Here is a 19,731-nt window from a genome sequence, read left to right as displayed (position 1 = left end):
TATGGCAAGATGATCTCCATGCCGGCCAAGCGACCACCCGTGCCCCTGTCCCGCGAGCGCATCATCGACGCGGCCCTGCACATCGCCGACGGTCAGGGCCTGCGCAGGCTGACCATGCGCAGGCTCGGCGACGCCCTCCAGGTGGAGGCCATGGCCATCTACCATCACCTGCCGCGGGGCAAGGAGGCGCTGATGGACGCGCTGGCCGAGCACGTGACCGCCATCCAGGTCGATCCGGCCCCCAACTGGCAGGAGACGGCCAGGCAGTGGTGCAGGGCGCAGCGGGCGGCGCTCAGGGAGCACCCGGGCGTGCTCGCGCTGGCCCTGACCAAACCCCCCAAAGGGGCTACGGCGATCGCCATCGTGGAGCAGGTCGAGCAGCTGACGGAGGCGGGGCTGACCGACGCCGCCGAGGCCGTCCGCACGATGCGCGCCTTCGTGTTCGGCAGCGTCGCGGTGGAGGTGCAGCAGTCGGGATGGGCCGACCCGGAACGCGACACCTGGGTGCGCCACGACGAGCGCGCCGACGCCGACTTCGAGCGCGGCCTGGAGGCCATGCTGCGCGGTCTGGCCGCGTAACAGAGGGTTTACCGGCCCGTCAGCGTGTCGAAGCCGGCCCGTTATCGTAGGTGAGGCACGCTGTGTCGTAGGTCACATGGTCTGAACCACCCGGGGATCCTCCTTGAATCGTCCTAACGGGCTATGTCGGAAAGTGTGACGCACGCCGCACACTTGGCGCAGAATACGAAACAGCCCGAGCCGCTCCCCCGCCGCTTCCAGCGAGGGAGCCCAGTCAAGAGATATCGGAGGCACGCCGATGTGCCCGCACGACCCGGCCTGTCCGTCTGCTGAGGCGCCCGACCGCGAGGCCGCACGCACCCTCGCGTCGCATCCCGAGCAGGGATGGAGCCTTCTGTGCAACGGTGTGGTCCTCTTCGAGGACACCGGGGAGCTCCTGCCCAGCGGCGACGTCATCGCCCCGCACCGGCCGCTGCCGCTGGTCGGCGCCGCCTGACAGTCAGTACCGCGCCGCGAGCCAGTCGGCGACCACCTCGCCGACCTTCGCGGGATCCTTCTTGAGGTCGTGCCCTTCGCCCGGCAGCACAACCAGACGTGCGGCGTCGGCGGCGTCGGGCACCCCGAAGGGGTCCCTGTCCCCGTTCACCACCAGCACGTCGACCCCCGCACCGCGCAGCTCGTCGGCGCGGGAGCGTTCCGGCTTCCCCGGCGGATGCAGGGGGAAGGCCAGCGCCACCACGGCGTCCGCACCCGCCGCCTTCGCCGTACGGCACGCGACCCTGGCGCCGTTGCTCCTGCCGCCCTGCACGAGCGGAAGCCCCGGATAGCGCCCGGTCAGCTCCGTGATGACGGCCAGCCACGCCTCGTCCTGCCGCGCGGGCGAGCCCGGCGCCCTGGCACCCGCCCGCCTGAACGGCTGGGTCACCCTGGCCACCGTGGCCCCCCTGTCCATGGCGGCGTCCCGTACGGCCAGCAGGTCCGGCGCGTCCACGCCGCCGGCCGAGCCATGAGTGAGCACCAGCAGGAACCTGGGCCGTTCCACCTCGTCGACGTCGACCAGTGCCGCCCCCCGCGGCGTCGTGATCTCCACCCTCCAACGGTAGCCGCAGGGGTGCCCCCCGCCTCGCACCGGCCCACGTCCGGCGCCCGTGTCCGGTGTCCACACCCGGCGCGGCGCCTCCGCCCACACCCCGTGCCCCGCGCCCGCGCCCCGCCCACGCCTCGCGCCCGGTGCCCGGTGCCCCGCGCCCCGCCCACGCCCCGTGCCCGGTGCCCCGCGCCGCCACCCACGCCCCGTGCCCGGTGTACCCGGCGCCCGCGCCCGCGTCCGGGCCCGCGCCCGGCGCTTGGGGCCGTGCTCACGCGCCGGGGCTGAGCGCGTCCCTGTCGAAGCGGAGCCTTACCTGCGCGGCCAGTTCCTCGTCGGCGTGCGACAGGCCGTACTGCCAGACCTCGTCAGCGGCCTCGCCCCTCCCGCGCAGGGGCAGGGTGCGGGCGAGCAGCTCGATCGCCAGCGCGCTCGTCTCCGCCTCGTGCCCCGCCTCCTGCCCGGCTTCCTGCCCCGCCTCGACGGCGCCGGCGAACTCCGCGCACGCCAGCTCGAGATGGGCGATGCCGAGCAGCACCCGCAGCCGCGCCTCGTGGGCGCCTTCGGCCAGCGGCAGGGCCTCGACCAGCACCGTGGCGGCCTCGCCCGGCTCTCCGGTGTCCAGCAGCAGTTCGGCGAGCTCCTGGGCGGCGCGGGGGCTCAGCTCGGGGTCGCCGACGGCGATGGCCGCCCGCAGCTCGCGTTCGGCCTCCTCCTCGCCGGCGGCCAGGTGGGCCAGCGCCAGGTGCGCCAGCGGCAGGTAGGCGGCCGTCCCCATGCCGATCACGGCCTGCCAGGCTCCTCTGGCCTGCTCGGCGTTCCCCTCGCGTTCGAAGCCGCGCGCGAGGTGGCAGGCGGCCTGGGCCGCGTACTCGGGGTGGCCGGTGGCCAGCGCGGCCCGCGCCGCCGCTCTGGCGCCCGCGACGTCGCCCCGCTCCTCCAGCACCACGGCCAGGCCCACGGCCGCCTGGGCCCGGTCGCGTCCCTCGGGGTCGGCGGCCAGCTCGGCGAAGATCGCCGCCGCGCCCTCGAGGTCGCCGCTCTCGGCGAGGCGGCGGGCACGGTCGAGCGGGCCGGTGGTCAGCGGGGTGTCGAGCTCGGGGGACGTCAACAAGGCTCCTTGGAGACCGGTGGGGATCAACCGATGACGATCAACGTCGAGCCTAACGATTTCCGGCCGCCGCGTCGCCCGACATGACCATCCTGTGCACGGGTGTTGGCTACGTCCCCACCTGAGATGCCGAACGGGCGGCCCCCCTCGCAGGGGAGGCCGCCCGTTCGGTTCCGCTCAGTCCTCGTACGCCGACAGGGGCGGGCAGGCGCAGACCAGGTTGCGGTCGCCGTAGGCCTGGTCGATCCTGCGGACGGGCGAGAAGTACTTCCCGTCGCGCAGCCCCTGGACGGGGTAGGCGGCCTCGGTCCTGGTGTACGGGTGCGGCCACTCGTCGGCCACCAGCGACTCGGCGGTGTGCGGGGCGTTGCGCAGCGGGTTGTCGGTCTTGTCGTAGGTGCCGTCGGCCACCTTGGCGATCTCGCCGCGGATGGCGGCCATCGCCTCGACGAACCTGTCGAGCTCGGCCAGGTCCTCGCTCTCGGTCGGCTCGATCATCAGCGTGCCGGCGACGGGGAAGGACATCGTCGGGGCGTGGAAGCCGTAATCGATGAGGCGCTTGGCCACGTCGTCGACCGTGACGCCGGTCTCCTTGGTGATCTGGCGCAGGTCGATGATGCACTCGTGGGCGACCAGGCCGCCGCGTCCGGTGTAGAGGACGGGGTAGTGCGGGGCCAGGCGGCGGGCGAGGTAGTTGGCCGACAGGATGGCCTGCTCGGTCGCGGCCTTGAGGCCCTCGCCGCCCATCAGCCTGACGTAGGCCCACGAGATCGGCAGGATGCCGGCCGAGCCGTACGGCGCGGCCGAGACCGGGCCGACCGGCGAGCCGTCGCGCAGCGGGTGGCCCGGCAGGTAGGCGGCCAGGTGACCGCGCACGGCCACCGGACCGACGCCGGGGCCGCCGCCGCCGTGCGGGATGCAGAAGGTCTTGTGCAGGTTGAGGTGGGAGACGTCGGCACCGAACTCGCCCGGCTTGGCCAGGCCGACGAGGGCGTTGAGGTTGGCCCCGTCGACGTAGACCTGGCCGCCGGCGGCGTGGACCTTGGCGCAGACCTCGGTGATCGTCTCCTCGTAGACGCCGTGCGTGGACGGGTAGGTCACCATGATCGCGGCCAGCGACTCGGCGTGCTTGTCGATCTTGGCCTCGAGGTCGGCCAGGTCGACGTTGCCGTTGTCGTCGCAGGCCACGACCACCACGCGCATGCCCGCCATGACCGCGCTGGCGGCGTTGGTGCCGTGCGCGGAGGAGGGGATGAGGCAGACGTCGCGGTGCGCGTCGCCGTTGGCGCGGTGGTAGGCGCGGATGGCCAGCAGCCCGGCGAACTCGCCCTGCGAGCCGGCGTTCGGCTGGATGGAGACGGCGTCGTAGCCGGTCACCTCGGCCAGCCAGGCCTCCAGCGTCTCGACCAGCTCGACGTAGCCGCCGGCCTGGGAGAGCGGCGCGTAGGGGTGGATGCCCGCGAACTCGGGCCAGGTGATCGGCTCCATCTCGGTGGTGGCGTTGAGCTTCATCGTGCAGGAGCCGAGCGGGATCATCGACCGGTCGAGGGCGATGTCCTTGTCCTGGAGCCGGCGCAGGTAGCGCAGCATCGAGGTCTCGGAGTGGTGGCTGTGGAAGACCGGGTGGGTGAGGTAGTCGCTCTCCCTGGCCAGGCCCTCGGGCAGGGCGTCCTCGGCGGCCAGGTCGGTCAGCGAGACGCTCACGCCGAAGGCGGCGGCGACCTGCTCCAGGTGGGCCAGGGTGGTCTTCTCGTCGCAGGCGACCGAGACGTGGTCGGCGTCGGCCTGCCAGAGGTTGACGCCGCGCTCGGCGGCCGCGGCGACCACCTGGGCCGCCTTGCCGGGCACGCGGGCAAGCACGGTGTCGAAGAAACCGTCGTGGACGATCTCGACACGCCCGGCGCGCAGGGCCGCGGCGAGCGTGACGGCCATGCGGTGGGTGCGCTGGGCGATGCGGCGCAGCCCCTCGGGGCCGTGGTAGACGGCGTACATGCCGGCGATGACGGCCAGCAGCACCTGGGCGGTGCAGATGTTGCTGGTGGCCTTCTCGCGGCGGATGTGCTGCTCGCGGGTCTGCAGGGCCAGGCGGTAGGCGGGGTCGCCGTCGGCGTCCACCGACACGCCGACGAGCCGGCCCGGCATCTGGCGCTGCAGGCCCTCGCGGACCGACATGTAGGCGGCGTGCGGGCCGCCGAAGCCGAACGGCACGCCGAAGCGCTGCGAGGAGCCGATGGCGATGTCGGCGCCGAGCTCGCCGGGGGCCGCGACCAGCGTCAGCGACAGCAGGTCGGCCGCGGCCACGACCAGCGCGCCGCCCGCGTGGGCGGTCTCGGCCAGGGCGCGGAAGTCGCGCAGGCGGCCGGAGGCGCCCGGGTACTGCACGAGCACGCCGAAGCACTCGGGCAGCTCACCGTCGAGGGAGTCGACGACCAGCTCGATGCCCAGCGGCTCGGCCCGGGTGGCCAGTACGGCCTTGGTCTGGGGCAGCGCGTCGGCGTCGACGACGAAGACGTTGCTCTTGGACCTGCCCGCGCGGCGCGCCAGTGTCATCGCCTCGGCGGCGGCGGTGGCCTCGTCCAGCAGGGAGGCACCGGCCACGTCGAGACCGGTCAGGTCGGAGACGACGGTCTGGAAGTTGAGCAGCGCCTCCAGGCGGCCCTGGGAGATCTCCGGCTGGTAGGGCGTGTAGGCGGTGTACCAGCCCGGGTTCTCCAGCAGGTTGCGCCTGATCACCGCGGGGGTGACGGTGTCGTAGTAGCCCAGGCCGATCATGGAGGTGAGCACCTGGTTGCGGCCGGCCAGCGCCCGCAGTTCGGCGATCACTTCGCTCTCGCCCGCCGCGACGGGCAGCTTCAGCTGGTCCTTGGCCCTGATGGCCTCGGGTACGGCCACCGCTACCAGGTCGGCGACCGACTCGAAGCCGACCGCCTCCAGCATCTTGGCCTGCTCGCCGTCCGAGGGACCGATGTGGCGGGTCGCGAACGGCGGTGCAGCGAGGTCGCTGAGGGGCTCGGTCATGGAAACTGCCTCCCAAGGCTGGTGGAGAGCACGGGCGTCTGCCGGGTCTCCCCCTCTGTCATCAACCTGAGAGGTTCGCCCGCGGGGTCGCGGGCTTGCACCGTCGGTGAGACGCGCCTGGCGGGCGTGCCTGCTTTCCAGAGTGGCCTCGTCCGAGCGGTACTGGGTGCCTGAGAGATTCCGGGGAGGGTTGCTCCTTCGGCGCCCCGGTGGCCCGGGGACTCTCCCGCTCGGGGTCGTCGGCTCCAGCCCTAGGCTACCAGCGTCCGGGAATCAGCCCATTCGCCGGGCTCTGCGGCGCTGGGCGAGTTCGTCAGTGGGATGGTCGGCCGGGACGGTGTCCTCGACCGCCGCTCGTTCCCCCGGCAGCTCCGCGAGCGATCCCTCGACTTCGCGCCAGACCCTGCCCAGCGCGATACCGAACACTCCCTGACCGCCTTGCAGCAGGTCGATGACCTCGTCGGCCGAGGTGCACTCGTAGACGCTGACGCCGTCGCTCATGAGCGTGATCCTGCTCAGGTCGCCGACGCCCCGATCTCTCAGGTGCTGTACGGCGGTGCGGATCTGCTGGAGCGACACGCCGGTGTCGAGCAGCCGCTTGACGACCTTGAGCACCAGGATGTCGCGGAAGCTGTAGAGCCGCTGCGAGCCGGATCCGTGCGCGGCTCTTATCGTCGGCTCGACCAGGCCCGTGCGCGCCCAGTAGTCCAGTTGCCTGTAGGTGATGCCGACCGCCGCGCAGGCCGTGGGGCCGCGATAGCCGATGTCGGCAGGCAACGTCGTGGGCTGCTCGTCGAAGAGCAGGCCCTGCTCACCGGCACGCTGGCGCGCGGTTTCGCGCCGCACCGGATCTTCCTGGCCGGCCGTCTTTCCCTCGCCGCTGCTGACCGCCACGCGGACCTCCGGCTTTCTCTCATCCCGTGGTCTGATCTGGGGGTTCGTAAATGACAACCACAGGTTTCACTTGCACCGTAGGACCGTGACCATCCGCAGTCAACGATCCGGCTCGGCGCGTCGCGAAGCGTAAATGCAGTGAAATGCGTACCCCAGGTGGCGACCAAGGGTACGAGCCTTCACGAAGGGAGTCCTACCCCGCGCGTCCGAAGTCCTCGGGCGTGATGGTGTCAAGGAACTCCCTGAACTTCTCCACCTCATCCTCCTGGTCATCGGGGATGATCACTCCGGCCTCCTGCACGACCTCCTCGCTGGCGAAGATCCGCGCACCGGTGCGCAGCGCGAGGGCGATGGAGTCGGAGGGGCGCGCGCTGACCTCCACGCCGTTGGAGAAGACCAGATCGGCGAAGAAGATCCCGTCACGCAGAGCGACGATGTTGACCGCACGCAGGCCGACGCCCAACGCGCTCAGCACGTCCCTGAACAGGTCGTGGGTCAAGGGCCTGGGCGGCGGTTCCTCCGCCTGGGCGAGCGCGATGGCCGTGGCTTCGGTCATTCCTATCCAGATCGGGAGAAACCTCTCACCCTGCGCCTCCTTGAGCAGAACGATCGGCTGATTTGTGGGCATTTCAACGCGAACGCCCACTACCTCCATCTGCAACACGGGCTGCTCCGAATTCACGATCCATGGGCCGCATCTACCGCACTTCAACGTAACACCCACTGGGTAGGTAATATCCCCTGCCCCCGAGGCTTCCCGCCAACCTACCGGGCTCCAGGGCCGCCTCGGCGGGCGCCCGCATCCCCGACGGCAGCGGGCGAGCGGAATTTCCGGTTTTTTCGGGATGCCGCCCTGCGGGTCAGCCGCCCAGGGCCGAGCGGACGGCGGTGCGCAACAGAGCGGCGTGCAGCTCGAGCAACTGGCCGGACAGCTGCCTGGCCGTCTCGTCGGCCTCGCCGATGGCGCCCGGAGCGCGCCGCTTGAGGATGGGGGCGACGGCCTGCTCCACCAGACCGGCCTCGCGCTCGGCGGCGGCCCTGACCGCGCGCAGGTGCCGGGCGTGCAGGCCGTACCGGGCCAGGGCGCCGACGCTGCGCGCCACCTTGACCGCGTCCTCGTCGTAGCGCCGGGCGACCGGCGCGAGCAGGCCGTAGTCCTCCAGCTCGGTGAGGGTCTCGTCGTCGAGCCCGCTGGCCTCCAGCAGCTCGGCGCGGCTGAACCGGACCTCCTTGGTCTCGGGCAGCGCCCTGGGACGGCCGAGCTCGTCGGCCATCCTGTCCTTGATGACCCGCAGCGGCAGGTAGTGGTCGCGCTGCTCGGTGAGGATGAAGCGCAGCTGCTCCACGTGCATGTAGGTGAACTTGCGATAGCCCGAGGGGCTGCGCTCGGGCTCGATCAGCCCCTCGCTCTCCAGGAAACGGATCTTGGAGACGGTGACGTCGGGGAACTCGCCCTGCAGCAGGGCGAGCACCTCCCCGATGCTCATGTGCGAACGCGCCGCCTGGGAGCTCATGCGCCCCGCGTGAGGAAGACGAGGCGGAACTTACCGATCTGCACCTCGTCGCCGCTGTGGAGGGGCACCTCCTCGATGCGCTCCCTGTTGACGTAGGTGCCGTTGAGGCTGCCGACGTCGCGGACGGTGAAGGCGCCGCCGGGATGGCGGTAGAACTCCACGTGACGCCGCGAGACCGTGATGTCGTCGAGGAAGATGTCGCTCTCGGGATGCCGGCCCGTCGTGGTCAGGTCGCGGTCGAGCCGGAAGCGGCTGCCGGCGTTGGGACCACGGGTGACCACCAGCAGCGCCGCGCCGGGCGGCAGCTGCTCGACGGCGGCCCGCTCGGCCAGCAGGGCGTCGGCCGTCTCCGCCTCATACGCCTCGATTCCCGCGACGGAGATCGTCGAGGTGGTGTCCCCTGAGACCTCGTGTCTGGTCAGCGGCGACCCACACCGGGAGCAGAAGCGGGCATCCTCGGGGTTGGCATGACCGCACTGCGTACAGTAGACGTACGGCATCGATCGGCTCGGCCTCCTACCGCGAGAACGCGGCGACGGTTGATCAGGGCGCCCCACGCCTCTCGCTTAGTTCACGTTTGCGAATGCCGCAACTTACGCTGATCACGAGCAAAGGTCAAGGCGAGACGCCGCACGACGGGTTCGGACGGTGACAAAGTTACCGCCGAGCCGCCCTCAAGGTCCATGCCGCCGCGCCAGTTGTGTTGTCACGTTCCCGCCGCCTGCTCGACGACGCGCGCCCATCTGTCGAGAAATGCCTCCGCTGTGTCGAAATCATGCGCCTCGGCCCACAGGTCGGTGGCGGGTTCGCTGGCGGCGGGCAGGATCAGCGCCCAGCGCCCGTCGTCGCCGACCACCCGCACGCCGTCGGTGGTGTCGATGTCGAAACCCTCGGCGGCCTCGATGACCGAGCGCATCACCGCCCCCTTGGTGGCCCACGGCGTCGGGACGGTCCGCTTGAGCAGCTTGGCCTCGGGGATGCGCGCGTCGATCTGGCTGAGCGTCAGGCGGGTGCGGGCCACCAGGCCGAGCAGGCGCAGGAAGGCCGCCAGGCCGTCCACCGTGGCCCCGAACTCCGGCACGATGAAACCGCCCCTGCCGTCCCCCGCGAAGATCATGTACGGCTTGGCGGCGGCGGAGGTGAGCGCGTCGAGCGAGGTCGAGGTCCACTCGACCTGGACGCCGTGGAAGCGGCACACCTGCTCGGCCACCCTGGTCGTGGTGACGGGCAGCGCCACCCTGCCTCGGCGGCGCTCGGCGGCGACCAGGTCGAGCACCACCAGCAGCGCGCGCTCCTCGCTGATGAGCTGGCCCATCTCGTCGACCAGGGCGATGCGCTCGCCGACCGGGTCGAAGCGGACGCCGAAGGCGGCCCGGGAGGAGCCGACGAGCTCCGACAGGCGCTGCAGGTCGCGGCGGCGCTCGGCGAGCGTCTCGGTGGGCGAGGCGGAGTCGAGCCTGGCGTTGACGGTCAGCACCTCGACGCCGAGGCGGCCGAGCAGGGTGGGCAGGACCACCGAGGAGGTGCCGCCCGCGCAGTCGACGACCACCTTCATGCCGTCCACGCCGGTCATGTCGACGCAGCGCAGCAGTTCCTGCGCGTAGTCCTCCACCGCCCTGGCGGGGAAGCTCAGCTCGGCGATCTCGCCGGGGAAGGCCCGGCGGAACTCCTGGCGCGAGAAGACGCGCTCCAGCTTGCGCTGGGCGGCGGGGGTGAGGTCGGCGCCGTGGGAGTCCATGAAGACGATGTCGACGCTCTGCGGGTCGCCCGAGGTGGTGCGCAGCGCGATCCCGCCGCCGGCGGGCCTGCGGGAGGTGTGGAAGCGGGCCACGGGCAGCGGCATGGCCTCCAGGTCGAGCACGTCGATGGCGCTCGCGGTCAGCGCGCTGATCACCGCGCGCTTGAGCGCCCTGGCCGCGCGGGAGGAGTCGCGCGAGGTGATGACCTGGTCGCCCTTCTTCAGGGTGGTGGCGTAGGCGCTGGCCAGCCGTACGCAGAGCTCGGGGGTGATCTCGACGTTGACCAGGCCGCTGACGCCGCGCGGGCCGAACAGGCTGCGCTGGCCGCGCGACTCCCAGATGACGCTGGTGTTGACGACCGCGCCGGCCTCGACGGTCTTGAAGGGATAGACCTTGACGCCGCTGGAGACGTAGGCCTCGGCCTCGATGACGCACTCGTCGCCGACGACGGCGTTCTCGGCGATGCGGGCGCCGGTCATCAGGTCGGTGTTCTTGCCGATGACGCAGCCGCGCAGGTGCGCGCCGGGGCCGATGTAGACGTTGTCGTGGACGACCGCGCGGTGCAGGAAGGCCCCTTCGCGCACGACGGCGTTGCTGCCGAGCACGGTGTACTCGCGCAGCTCGGCCCCGGCCTCGATCTTGACGTAGTCGCCGATGAGCAGCGGGCCCTTCAGGACGGCCTCGGGGTCCACCTCGGCGCCCTCGCCCACCCAGACGCCCGGCGACATCTCGAAGCCGCCGATGTCGAGCTTGACCCGTCCGGACAGCGCGTCGGCCTGGGCCTTGAGGTAGCTGTCGTTGGTGCCGACGTCCTCCCAGTAGCAGTCGGAGACGTAGCCGTAGATCGGGGCGCCGCGTTCGAGCAGGCGCGGGAAGACGTCGGAGGACCAGTCGACGGCCTCCCCCGCGGGGACCTCGTCGAGGATTTCTGGCTCCATGACGTAGATGCCGGTGTTGACCGTGTCGGAGAAAACCTGGCCCCAGGTGGGCTTCTCGAGAAAGCGCTGCACCCTGCCCTGGTCGTCGACGATGATGATCCCGAACTCGAGCGGGTTGGGAACGCGCGTCAGACCGATGGTGACAAGAGCCGAATTCTCCCGGTGAAACCGGATCATGGCTGATAAATCGATATCGGTCAGGGCATCGCCGGAAATGACCATGAAACGATCGTCGCGGAGTTTGTCGGCGGCGTTCTTGACGCTGCCGGCCGTACCGAGTGGCAGGTCTTCGGTGGCGTAGTGCAGGCGCATACCCAGTTCGTCGCCGTCGCCGAAGTAGCTGCGCACGAGCGCCGCCAGGAACTGGACCGTGACGACGGTCTCGGTCAGTCCGTGTTTGCGGAGCAGCCGGAGGACGTGTTCCATGATCGGGCGGTTGACCACAGGAAGCAGGGGTTTGGGCTGGTTCGCGGTCAGCGGTCGCAACCGCGTGCCCTCCCCGCCTGCCATGACGACCGCCTTCACCCGATCACTCCTTCTTCGCAGTTTGCCGGGGATCGCGCAGCTCATCCCTGGCAGCGGTGATGAGCCGGCGCACCTGTACCACATACAACACGCCCGCCCACCAGTACAGACCCGTTCCCCAGATGGCGAACGCCCATCCGATGATCCTCGCAGTATCGGCATACCAGGAGCCGGTATGAGAGGCCAGGAAGAGCAGCGGGAAGGCGTACATGAGGTTGGCCATGGCTGCTTTGCCAAGGAAATGCACGGGCAGTGCCTTGTAGCCGTATTTGCGGAGCACGGGAAAGAAACATCCGACGAAGATTTCCCGGGCGAGAATGATCGCCACGAGCCACCAGGGGATCACGTCCCTGAGGACCAGGCCGAGGATCGTGGCGAAGACGTAGAGCTTGTCGGCCGCGGGGTCGATGATGCGACCCAGCCTGCTGGTCTGGTTCCACGCGCGGGCGATCTTGCCGTCCAGCCAGTCGGTGAATCCCGCGACCATGAGCAGCCCGATCGCCCAGCCGTCGGCCTGGGGCCCGAGAACCAGCCACAGGAACACGGGCACACCCAGCAGGCGCAGGAAGCTCAGCAGGTTAGGAACCGTCCAGATCCGGTCCTCCGCTGACGAAGGGGCGGAAGTTTCGCTCACGCTTGCGACCCTACTGCGTCGCCGACCTGCGTACGCTGCGCCGTCCGCCTCGTCCGGTTCCGGCCGCAGGGCGGACCCTTCGCCCCCGGGGGTTTCGGACACCTGGACGGATCGGGGGTTGCGCGCGCCCCCGGTGATCGGGTTACGGTGGCGCCGACCAACGCGGGAGCCCGGTGTGACCGGGCTGAGAGGACGGCTGACCAGCCGCCGACCGCCAGAACCTGCTCCGGGTAATGCCGGCGAAGGGAGTTTGCGCGATGAGTGGCGCGCGTTTTTCCAAGATCTACCAGGGCGATCTCCGGGTCCCGATGCGCCGGATCAGCCTGTCCGACGGCACGAGCTTCACCGTCTACGACACCTCCGGCCCCTACACCGACCCGGAGGTCGAGACCGACGTCACCCGCGGCCTGGCCCCACTGCGCGAGCGGTGGATCCTCGACCGGGGCGACGTGGCCCGGTACGGCGGCCGCCAGGTCCAGCCCCTCGACGACGGCTACCGCGACCAGAACGCGTGGAAGCGCGCAGGGACGAGCGCGTTCGCCGGGCGGCGCCGCGACCCCCTCAGGGCGGCGGGCGCGCCCGTCACCCAGCTCGCCTACGCCCGCCGCGGCGTGGTGACCAAGGAGATGGCGTTCGTCGCGGCCAGGGAGGGCGTCGACCCGGAGTTCGTCCGCGCGGAGGTGGCGGCGGGCAGGGCCGTCATCCCGGCCAACGTCAACCACCCCGAGAGCGAGCCGATGATCATCGGGCGCAACTTCCTGGTCAAGATCAACGCCAACATCGGCAACTCCGCCGTCATCTCCTCCGTCGAGGAGGAGGTGGAGAAGATGACCTGGGCCATCCGCTGGGGCGCCGACACCGTCATGGACCTGTCGACCGGCCGCGACATCCACACCACCCGCGAGTGGATCATCCGCAACTCCCCCGTGCCCATCGGCACCGTCCCCCTCTACCAGGCGCTGGAGAAGGTCGACGGGGTCGCCGCCCGCCTGTCGTGGGAGATCTACCGCGACACCCTCGTCGAGCAGTGCGAGCAGGGCGTCGACTACGTCACCGTGCACGCCGGCGTGCGGCTGGCGTACGTGCCGCTCACCGTCGGGCGCACGACCGGCATCGTCTCGCGCGGCGGCTCGATCATGGCGGCCTGGTGCCTGGCGCACCACCGCGAGAACTTCCTGTACGAGAACTTCGCGGAGATGTGCGAGATCCTCGCCTCCTACGACGTCGCCTTCTCCCTCGGCGACGGGCTGCGTCCCGGCTCGATCGCCGACGCCAACGACGAGGCGCAGTTCGCCGAGCTGCGCACGCTGGGCGAGCTCACCCGGATCGCCCACGCCCACGACGTCCAGGTGATGGTCGAGGGGCCCGGCCACGTGCCCATGCACAAGATCAAGGAGAACGTGGACCTGCAGCGCGAGCTGTGCGACGACGCCCCGTTCTACACCCTCGGCCCGCTGGTCACCGACATCGCGCCCGGCTACGACCACATCACCTCGGGCATCGGCGCGGCCATGATCGGCTGGTACGGCACCGCGATGCTGTGCTATGTCACGCCGAAGGAGCACCTCGGCCTGCCGGACAAGGACGACGTCAAGACCGGCGTGATCACCTACAAGATCGCCGCACACGCCGCCGACCTGGCCAAGGGCCATCCGGCGGCGCAGGCGTGGGACGACGCGCTGTCGCGGGCGCGGTTCGAGTTCCGCTGGGAGGACCAGTTCGACCTGTCCCTCGACCCGGACACGGCCCGCTCCTTCCACGACGAGACGCTGCCCGCGGCCCCGGCCAAGACCGCCCACTTCTGCTCGATGTGCGGGCCGAAGTTCTGCTCGATGCGGATCTCTCACGATCTGCGGGCGCAGGAGGGGATGCGGGAGAAGGCGGAGGAGTTCGTGCGCGGCGGCGGCGAGGTGTACCTGACCCTGCCCGAGCGCCGCTGAGACCGGACGGGACCCGCCCGCGCCGGGGCCGGGGGCAGGACCCGCCCGCGCCACGCACCAGGCCCGGGGCAGGACCCGCCCGCACCCGCCCACGGGGCCGAGAGCGGGACTCCGCCCGCGCCACCCGCCACGGGGGACGGGCGGCGCGGGCGGTGTCCCCGGCCTCTCCCGGGCAGCCCCTCCGGGGCGGGCTCCCCCGGCGGCCTCTGCCGGGCGGGCTCCCCCGGGCGGCCGCCCGGGTCGTCAGCGCTTCACGGGCGCGTTCGCCTCCAGCAGCAACCTGGTGGTGTCAGCCGCCTTCGCCTGGGGGGTCGTGCCGCAGATCGCGCCGACGGTGTGCACGACCCAGGCCTGCTGGCCTGCTTCGGTTCCGGGGTGCCAGGTCGTGTTGATGCCGGAGGAGGCCTGCCTGCCGCCGTCCGCGGTGCTGAAGGACAGGGTGGCCATGCCGATGACACCGCCGTCGTGCCCCCACACCTTCCCGCACGGGGTGTCGTAGGCGATCAGGCCCAGACCGTAGTCGAAGGTGTCGGGGACGCCGGGTCCCGGCGTGATCGGAACGGTCGTGCGCATCTCGGCCAGCTGGGCCTGGCCGATCAGCCGGCCGGTCAACAGCGCGCGGAAGAACCGGTTGAGGTCCTCCGTCGTCGAGACCAGCGCGCCGGCGGTGCCGCCCCACGACATGTTGAAGGTGCTGAAGTCCCGCAGCGGGAAGGAGCCGAAGAAGGAGGTGTAGGCCTTCGAGTGCGGGCGCGGCAGGTTCGGGGTGCGCGGGAAGAAGGTGTCGGACAGGCCGGCGCGCTGGATGACGTGGCGGGTGATGTAGCGCTCGGCGGGCATTCCCGTGATCTTGTCGAGCAGCATGCCGAGCACGATGTAGTTGGTGTTGGAGTAGCTGCCGGGCCTCTGGCCGGGCTCGCCCGAGGGGCCGGTGCCGAGGCCGAGCCGTACCAGTTCCTCGTCGGTGTACTGGCGCACGCGCATCTCCTCCAGGCTGTCAGGCCCGGTGATGAGCGCCGTGTCGTAGTCGCCGACGTGGCTGGTGTGGTTGAGCAGCATCCTGACCGTGATGCGCCGGTCGGGCAGCAGCCCCGGCAGGTACTGCTCGACGGGGGCGTCCAGCTCGACCTTGCCCCGCTCGGCCTGCTGCAGGACGGCGGTGGCGACGAAGGTCTTGGTGATGCTGCCGATCCGGTGGTACATGGCCGGCCGCGTGGGGCGTCCGGCCTCCAGGTCGGCCAGGCCCGCCGCGCCGCGCCAGCGCTGCCATCCGTCCTGGACGGCGGAGTAGGCGCCCGCCACGCCGCCCTTGGGCACCTCGTCGAGCGTGCGCTGCAGCTCGCGCCGGTCGAGATCCGGCCCGGCGGCGTGCGCGGCGGGGGCCAGACCCGCCACGACGAGGAGCGCACCGAGACCCAGTGCGGCGATCTTCTTTGATGCCATGCTGTCGCCCTTCTCGCGAAGATTCCGGACGACGCCACTATGGCACGGCGATGATCATGAAGGCGTCGGCGGAAAGGACGACTTGCTGCCTCATCCCGCAAGAGGACCGGAGCGGACCGAAGTCTAGGAGCGCGCCGCCTGGAGGAAGGCGCGGATCAGGGCGGAGTCCTTCACGCCTCTGGCGACCTCGACACCGCTGGAGACGTCGACGCCCCACGGCCCGGCCTCGGCGATCGCCTGCCGTACGTTGCCGGGGTCGAGGCCGCCGGCCAGCAGCCAGCGGCCGGAGGGCCGGCCGCGGACGGCCGCCCAGTCCCACGGCTCGCCCGCGCCAGCCCTGGGCGCGTCGACGATCAGCAGGTCCTCGTCGAAGGCCCCGGTGCGCAGGTCGGCGTCGGCCGCGACGGCGCGCACCAGCGTCAGGCCGAGGTCCTTCAGCGCGGTGAAGTCGGCGTGCGGGTGCCGGCCGTGCAACTGGACGGCGCGCACCCCGGCGGCCGTGGCGGCCTGCCGTACCTCGTCGGCGGGCTCTCCCATGAAGACGCCGACGGTCAGCACGTGCCCGGGCACCAGCGCGGCCAGCTCCGCCGCCCGTGCGGGGCTCACCCTGCGCGGGCTGGCGGTCAGCACGAACCCGATCGCGTCGGCGCCCGCCTCGACGGCGGCCTCGACGTGCTCGGGCTCGCTCAGGCCGCAGATCTTCACGAACATGGCAGCAGCCTATCGGCGGCGTGCGGCCCCGGGCGACCACGCCCACACCGTGGTGAGGGCCAGCAGCCCGAACATGAGCACGCCGTTGGGCACGTGCGCGCCGAGGCCGACGAAGATCAGCAGGAAGTGCTGGGCGATGCCGAGCAGGAAGAGGGCGAGGCTGGCCAGGGCGGGCCAGCCGGCGCCCCGGCCCGGACGCCAGTAGAGGACGGCGGCGATGACCTGGAGCAGGCCGACCAGGTGGGCGACCATGCCGATCATGACGTGGGTCTCGGCGGTCGCGGGCTCGGACACGATGGAGGCCTCGCCGTAGACCAGTGCCTGCCCCGCGAACGAGGCCGCCACCAGCAGGGAGACCGCGTGCGCGAGCACCAGCACGCGCAGCGTGTAGAGCAGGCCCGCCGAGACGGGGGCGGACGTGGCGGTCGTCACGTCATGCATGAGGATGGGTCCTTCCTTCTGAGGTGAGGACCACATCGTGGCCGGGCGCGGCGGGCGGGGTCGTCAGCCTGCCGGGTGACCCGCCGGTCACCCCCTGGGCGGATGGCGCACCGGGCGGAAGGCGGCGTCGACCAGGCCGATGCGGTGGGCGACGACCGCGGCCTGGATGCGGTTGCGCAGGCCGAGCTTCTCCATCGCCGAGCCGACGTGGGTCTTGACCGTGGTGACGCCGACGTGGAGCCGGTCGGCGATCTCGGCGTTCGACAGGCCGGTGCCGACCAGGGCGAGGACCTCGAGTTCGCGTTCGGTCAGCCCGGCGGGGGTGGGCGTGGCCTGCTGCTCGGCGGCCAGCGCCCGCTGGACCACCCGGCGCAGCACGGAGGGGGCGAGCAACTGCTCGCCCGCGGCGGCCCTGCGGACGGCGTCGACCATGCGTTCGGGCTCGTCGTCCTTGACCAGGAAGCCGAGCGCGCCGACGCGCAGCGCGGCGTAGACGTTGGCGTCGTCGGCGAAGGTGGTGAGCACGACGATCTTCGCGCCGGGCTGGGCGGCCAGGATCCGCTTGATCGCCTCGAGCCCGTCGACCCGTGGCATGCGCAGGTCCATGAGGACCACGTCGGGGCGGTGGTGCTCGGCCAGCCGTACGGCCTCGGCCCCGTCGTCGGCCTCGCCGACGACCTCCATGTCGCCGGCCGCCTGCAGCAGCATGCGCACGCCTGCCCTGACCAGGGCCTGGTCGTCGGCCACCACCACTCGGATCATGTCGTCACCTTGGTCTGGGGGTGGGGTTGGGGGTGGGGTTGGGGGTGGGGTTGGCGGTGGGGTTGGGGGTGGGGTTGGGGGTGGGGTTGGGGGTGGGGTTGGGGGTGGGGATGCGGGTAGGGAAGGGTCACGGCCAGGCGCCAGCCGCCGCCGTCGGGGCCCGCGGTCAGCGTGCCGCCCAGCGCCTTGGCCCGCTCCCGCATCCCGGCCAGGCCCTGCCCGGAGGACGGCAGCGGCTCGCGGATCGTGGGCGGGCGGCCGTTGGCCACCTCGACGACCAGCTCGTCCTCGCCCGCGACCACGCCCACCCGGACGGTGGTGCCGGGGCCCGCGTGCTTGAGCACGTTCGTCAGGCCCTCCTGGACGATGCGCGCCGCCGAGGCCCTGGCCACCAGCGGCGCATCGCTGAGCGCGGGGTCGAGGTGGAGGTCGACGACCAGCCCTGCGGCGCTCATCCGCTCGGCGGACTCGGTGACCACGTCGGCCGGGTCGGCCAGCAGCACGCCGTCGCTGCCGGGGTCGCGCAGCAGGTCGAGCAGGCCGCGCAGGTCCTCCAGCACCTGGTGGCCGGTCTCCTTGATGTCGGCGAGCGCGTCGGCGACAGGACCGTCGGGGGCGGCGTAGCGGGCGGCGGCGGCGCGCAGCACCATGGCCCCGACGTGGTGGGCGACGATGTCGTGCACCTCGCGGGCGATGCGCTCGCGCTCGGCGAGCTGGCCGGCGTGCAGCTGGGCGATCGCCAGCCGTTCGGACTCGCGCACCCGCAGCCGCTCGGCCTCGGCGGCCGACTGCCTGGCACCGGCGTACCTGCCGATCGCGATCGGCGTGGCGACCACCACGAGCAGCAGGACGACCCTGAGCGCGGTGACGTTCTCGTGCCCGTTGATCACGACCATCGCGGCGAGCGAGCTGGCCGTGACGTAGGCGACCAGGTTCCAGAACCAGGAGGCCACGCGCATCGCGAACACCCCGACCGCCATGAGCAGCGTGACCTGGATGGTGGCGGTGGCCTCGGGGATGAACTGGTGCGCGCTCAGCAGGAGCGTGCCCTCCACCGCGAACACGACGGCGGGCAGCCGCCTGGCCACGCCCAGCGCGAGGCCCGCCCCGACGAAGAAGGAACCGATCACCCAGGCGGGCTGGCTGCCGGTGTGCCAGTACGGCCAGGTGCCCAGGACGGCGACGGCCACGCCGGCGCCGGCCAGCAGCACGTCGGGGGTGATCTCGGGCGCTTCGAGGCGTCCGGCGGGGCCGCGCAGGTAGCGGCCGACGAGCGCGGGCAGGAGGGCGATGCCGACGGAGTAGAACCAGGCGTTGCGGGTGAAGGCGATGCCGGGGTCGGCGATGTTGAGGCCGGTGGCCAGCGCCCCCACCGCCACGACGGCCAGCGTGACCGGCCAGCCGCGCCGGTAGCCGGTGGCGCCGAGCGCGACGCACAGCAGGATCTGCGCGGTGTTGGAGGTGAAGCTGCCGATCTGGTCGGTGAAGACCAGGACGCCGACCAGGAACAGGCTGACGGAGACGGGCCGGTGGCGCACCAGTCCCATCGGCGCGCCGACCAGCGTCGCGAACAGGGGGACCCGCCATTCGGCGGACGGTCCGCCGGCCTTGCCGGACATCAGCAGGTCGAGGGCGATCCCGGAGACGGCGAGCAGCACGTCCGGTGCCAGACCACGCCATCGCATGGCACAACCGTATCGACGGGCGCGACCTGGTCGATCCTTCCGGCGGAGGACTTCGCATCCTCCAAGTGGCCGGACATCTGCCCGTAAGATGGAGAGAGTCCCTTGACCGACACCCTTACCGTTGTTCTCATGCCCAACGACACCACGTTGTTCCTCGGCCAGTTCATGCGCTCGCCTGGCACGATCGGCGCCCTGGCGCCCAGCTCGCGCCGGTTGGCAGAGGTCGTCTGCACGCCTGTCCCCGAGCGGGGCGAGCCGACCGTGGTCGAGCTGGGCCCGGGCACGGGTCCGTTCACGGCGGAGATCCAGCGCCGGCTGAACGGGCGTGGCCACCATCTGGCGATCGAGCTGAACCCGAGGCTCGCCGCCCTGCTCATCGACCGCTTCCCGCGGGTCGACGTGGCGCAGGACGACGCGGCCCGCCTGCCAGACCTGCTCCGCGAGCGGAACCTGACCAGGGCGGACGTCGTGGTCAGCGGGCTGCCGTGGGCGGCCTTCCCCGAGGAGCTGCAGCGGCGGCTGCTCGGGGCGGTGACCTCCACGCTGTGCCCGTCCGGGGCTTTCACGACGTTCTCCTACGTCCACGCGATGCCGCTGGGGTCGGCGCGGCGCTTCCGCGGGCTGCTGAGCGAGCGCTTCGAGGAGGTCGTGCTGGGGCGCACGGTGTGGCGCAACACGCCGCCCGCCTACGTGCTGCACGCCCGCCGGCCGCGCTGACCCGCCCCGCCGGGGCGGCGGTCCGCTGGACGACCTGCCGAGGACAGAAGAGA

At 71.6% G+C, this 19,731-nt stretch carries 18 protein-coding genes and 2 riboswitches; of the genes, 4 read left to right on the top strand and 14 right to left on the bottom strand.

Features of this window, described 5'->3' with window-relative positions; genetic code table 11:
* Positions 1-18 precede the first annotated feature (18 nt).
* Both ACWENQ_RS31590 and ACWENQ_RS31585 read left to right on the top strand, forming a co-directional pair.
* The gene (locus ACWENQ_RS31590) at positions 19-579 is read left to right on the top strand and encodes a TetR/AcrR family transcriptional regulator C-terminal domain-containing protein (RefSeq protein WP_452417571.1); all 561 of its coding nucleotides are present in this window, start codon (positions 19-21) and stop codon (positions 577-579) included.
* A 238-nt stretch (positions 580-817) separates the two neighbouring features.
* The gene (locus tag ACWENQ_RS31585; RefSeq protein WP_354906855.1) at positions 818-1,015 is read left to right on the top strand and encodes a DUF5999 family protein; all 198 of its coding nucleotides are present in this window, start codon (positions 818-820) and stop codon (positions 1,013-1,015) included.
* 3 nt (positions 1,016-1,018) lie between these two features.
* On the opposite strand, the gene ACWENQ_RS31580 is transcribed toward ACWENQ_RS31585, so the two are convergent.
* The 9 genes from ACWENQ_RS31580 to ACWENQ_RS31540 all read right to left on the bottom strand — a co-directional run bounded on the left by ACWENQ_RS31580 (position 1,019) and on the right by ACWENQ_RS31540 (position 11,979).
* Positions 1,019-1,609 (bottom strand): alpha/beta hydrolase family protein, encoded by a 591-nt coding sequence (locus tag ACWENQ_RS31580; protein WP_449925117.1) that lies wholly within the window; start codon positions 1,607-1,609, stop codon positions 1,019-1,021.
* A gap of 268 nt (positions 1,610-1,877) precedes the next feature.
* Positions 1,878-2,717, bottom strand: a complete 840-nt coding sequence (locus ACWENQ_RS31575; protein WP_354906857.1) for a hypothetical protein — start codon at positions 2,715-2,717, stop codon at positions 1,878-1,880.
* Between the two features lie 177 nt (positions 2,718-2,894).
* The gene (gene gcvP / locus ACWENQ_RS31570; protein ID WP_449925120.1) at positions 2,895-5,735 is read right to left on the bottom strand and encodes an aminomethyl-transferring glycine dehydrogenase; all 2,841 of its coding nucleotides are present in this window, start codon (positions 5,733-5,735) and stop codon (positions 2,895-2,897) included.
* 147 nt (positions 5,736-5,882) lie between these two features.
* Positions 5,883-5,974: riboswitch (glycine riboswitch) on the bottom strand.
* A 34-nt stretch (positions 5,975-6,008) separates the two neighbouring features.
* Positions 6,009-6,629 (bottom strand): MerR family transcriptional regulator, encoded by a 621-nt coding sequence (locus tag ACWENQ_RS31565; RefSeq protein WP_452417441.1) that lies wholly within the window; start codon positions 6,627-6,629, stop codon positions 6,009-6,011.
* 193 nt (positions 6,630-6,822) lie between these two features.
* Positions 6,823-7,293 (bottom strand): bifunctional nuclease family protein, encoded by a 471-nt coding sequence (locus ACWENQ_RS31560; RefSeq protein ID WP_183661379.1) that lies wholly within the window; start codon positions 7,291-7,293, stop codon positions 6,823-6,825.
* A 196-nt stretch (positions 7,294-7,489) separates the two neighbouring features.
* The gene (gene ftsR / locus ACWENQ_RS31555) at positions 7,490-8,116 is read right to left on the bottom strand and encodes a transcriptional regulator FtsR (protein WP_354906860.1); all 627 of its coding nucleotides are present in this window, start codon (positions 8,114-8,116) and stop codon (positions 7,490-7,492) included.
* Between the two features lie 23 nt (positions 8,117-8,139).
* Positions 8,140-8,643 (bottom strand): FHA domain-containing protein, encoded by a 504-nt coding sequence (locus tag ACWENQ_RS31550; RefSeq protein WP_354906861.1) that lies wholly within the window; start codon positions 8,641-8,643, stop codon positions 8,140-8,142.
* A 206-nt stretch (positions 8,644-8,849) separates the two neighbouring features.
* Positions 8,850-11,345, bottom strand: a complete 2,496-nt coding sequence (locus ACWENQ_RS31545) for a sugar phosphate nucleotidyltransferase (RefSeq protein WP_449925128.1) — start codon at positions 11,343-11,345, stop codon at positions 8,850-8,852.
* A gap of 4 nt (positions 11,346-11,349) precedes the next feature.
* Positions 11,350-11,979 carry a CDP-alcohol phosphatidyltransferase family protein gene (locus ACWENQ_RS31540; RefSeq protein WP_354906863.1) on the bottom strand — a complete coding sequence of 210 codons (630 nt, stop codon included), beginning with the start codon at positions 11,977-11,979 and terminating at the stop codon, positions 11,350-11,352.
* Between the two features lie 152 nt (positions 11,980-12,131).
* Positions 12,132-12,244, top strand: a riboswitch (TPP riboswitch).
* On the opposite strand from ACWENQ_RS31540, the gene thiC reads away from it, so the two are divergent.
* The gene (gene thiC / locus ACWENQ_RS31535) at positions 12,237-13,919 is read left to right on the top strand and encodes a phosphomethylpyrimidine synthase ThiC (RefSeq protein WP_452417440.1); all 1,683 of its coding nucleotides are present in this window, start codon (positions 12,237-12,239) and stop codon (positions 13,917-13,919) included. (Overlaps the previous riboswitch by 8 nt.)
* A gap of 243 nt (positions 13,920-14,162) precedes the next feature.
* Here the strand turns inward: thiC and ACWENQ_RS31530 are convergent, their stop codons facing one another.
* The 5 genes from ACWENQ_RS31530 to ACWENQ_RS31510 all read right to left on the bottom strand — a co-directional run bounded on the left by ACWENQ_RS31530 (position 14,163) and on the right by ACWENQ_RS31510 (position 18,961).
* On the bottom strand, positions 14,163-15,362 hold the full coding sequence (locus ACWENQ_RS31530) for a serine hydrolase domain-containing protein (protein ID WP_452417439.1): 1,200 nt from the start codon (positions 15,360-15,362) through the stop codon (positions 14,163-14,165).
* Positions 15,363-15,485: 123 nt separating this feature from the next.
* Positions 15,486-16,073 (bottom strand): phosphoribosylanthranilate isomerase, encoded by a 588-nt coding sequence (locus ACWENQ_RS31525; protein WP_452417437.1) that lies wholly within the window; start codon positions 16,071-16,073, stop codon positions 15,486-15,488.
* Positions 16,074-16,082: 9 nt separating this feature from the next.
* Positions 16,083-16,514, bottom strand: coding sequence for a hypothetical protein (locus ACWENQ_RS31520; RefSeq protein ID WP_449925137.1), 432 nt, complete (start codon positions 16,512-16,514; stop codon positions 16,083-16,085).
* A gap of 87 nt (positions 16,515-16,601) precedes the next feature.
* Positions 16,602-17,276 carry a response regulator transcription factor gene (locus ACWENQ_RS31515; protein ID WP_354906868.1) on the bottom strand — a complete coding sequence of 225 codons (675 nt, stop codon included), beginning with the start codon at positions 17,274-17,276 and terminating at the stop codon, positions 16,602-16,604.
* On the bottom strand, positions 17,273-18,961 hold the full coding sequence (locus tag ACWENQ_RS31510) for a sensor histidine kinase (RefSeq protein WP_452417435.1): 1,689 nt from the start codon (positions 18,959-18,961) through the stop codon (positions 17,273-17,275). Before ACWENQ_RS31510 ends, ACWENQ_RS31515 begins: the two co-directional genes overlap by 4 nt.
* A 129-nt stretch (positions 18,962-19,090) precedes the next feature.
* On the opposite strand from ACWENQ_RS31510, the gene ACWENQ_RS31505 reads away from it, so the two are divergent.
* Complete coding sequence (locus ACWENQ_RS31505) at positions 19,091-19,678, top strand: class I SAM-dependent methyltransferase (RefSeq protein WP_354906870.1); 588 nt, start codon at positions 19,091-19,093, stop codon at positions 19,676-19,678.
* Positions 19,679-19,731 lie beyond the last annotated feature (53 nt).

The organism is Nonomuraea sp. NPDC004354 (assembly GCF_053602555.1).
This window is presented reverse-complemented; position numbering and strand designations above follow the sequence as displayed.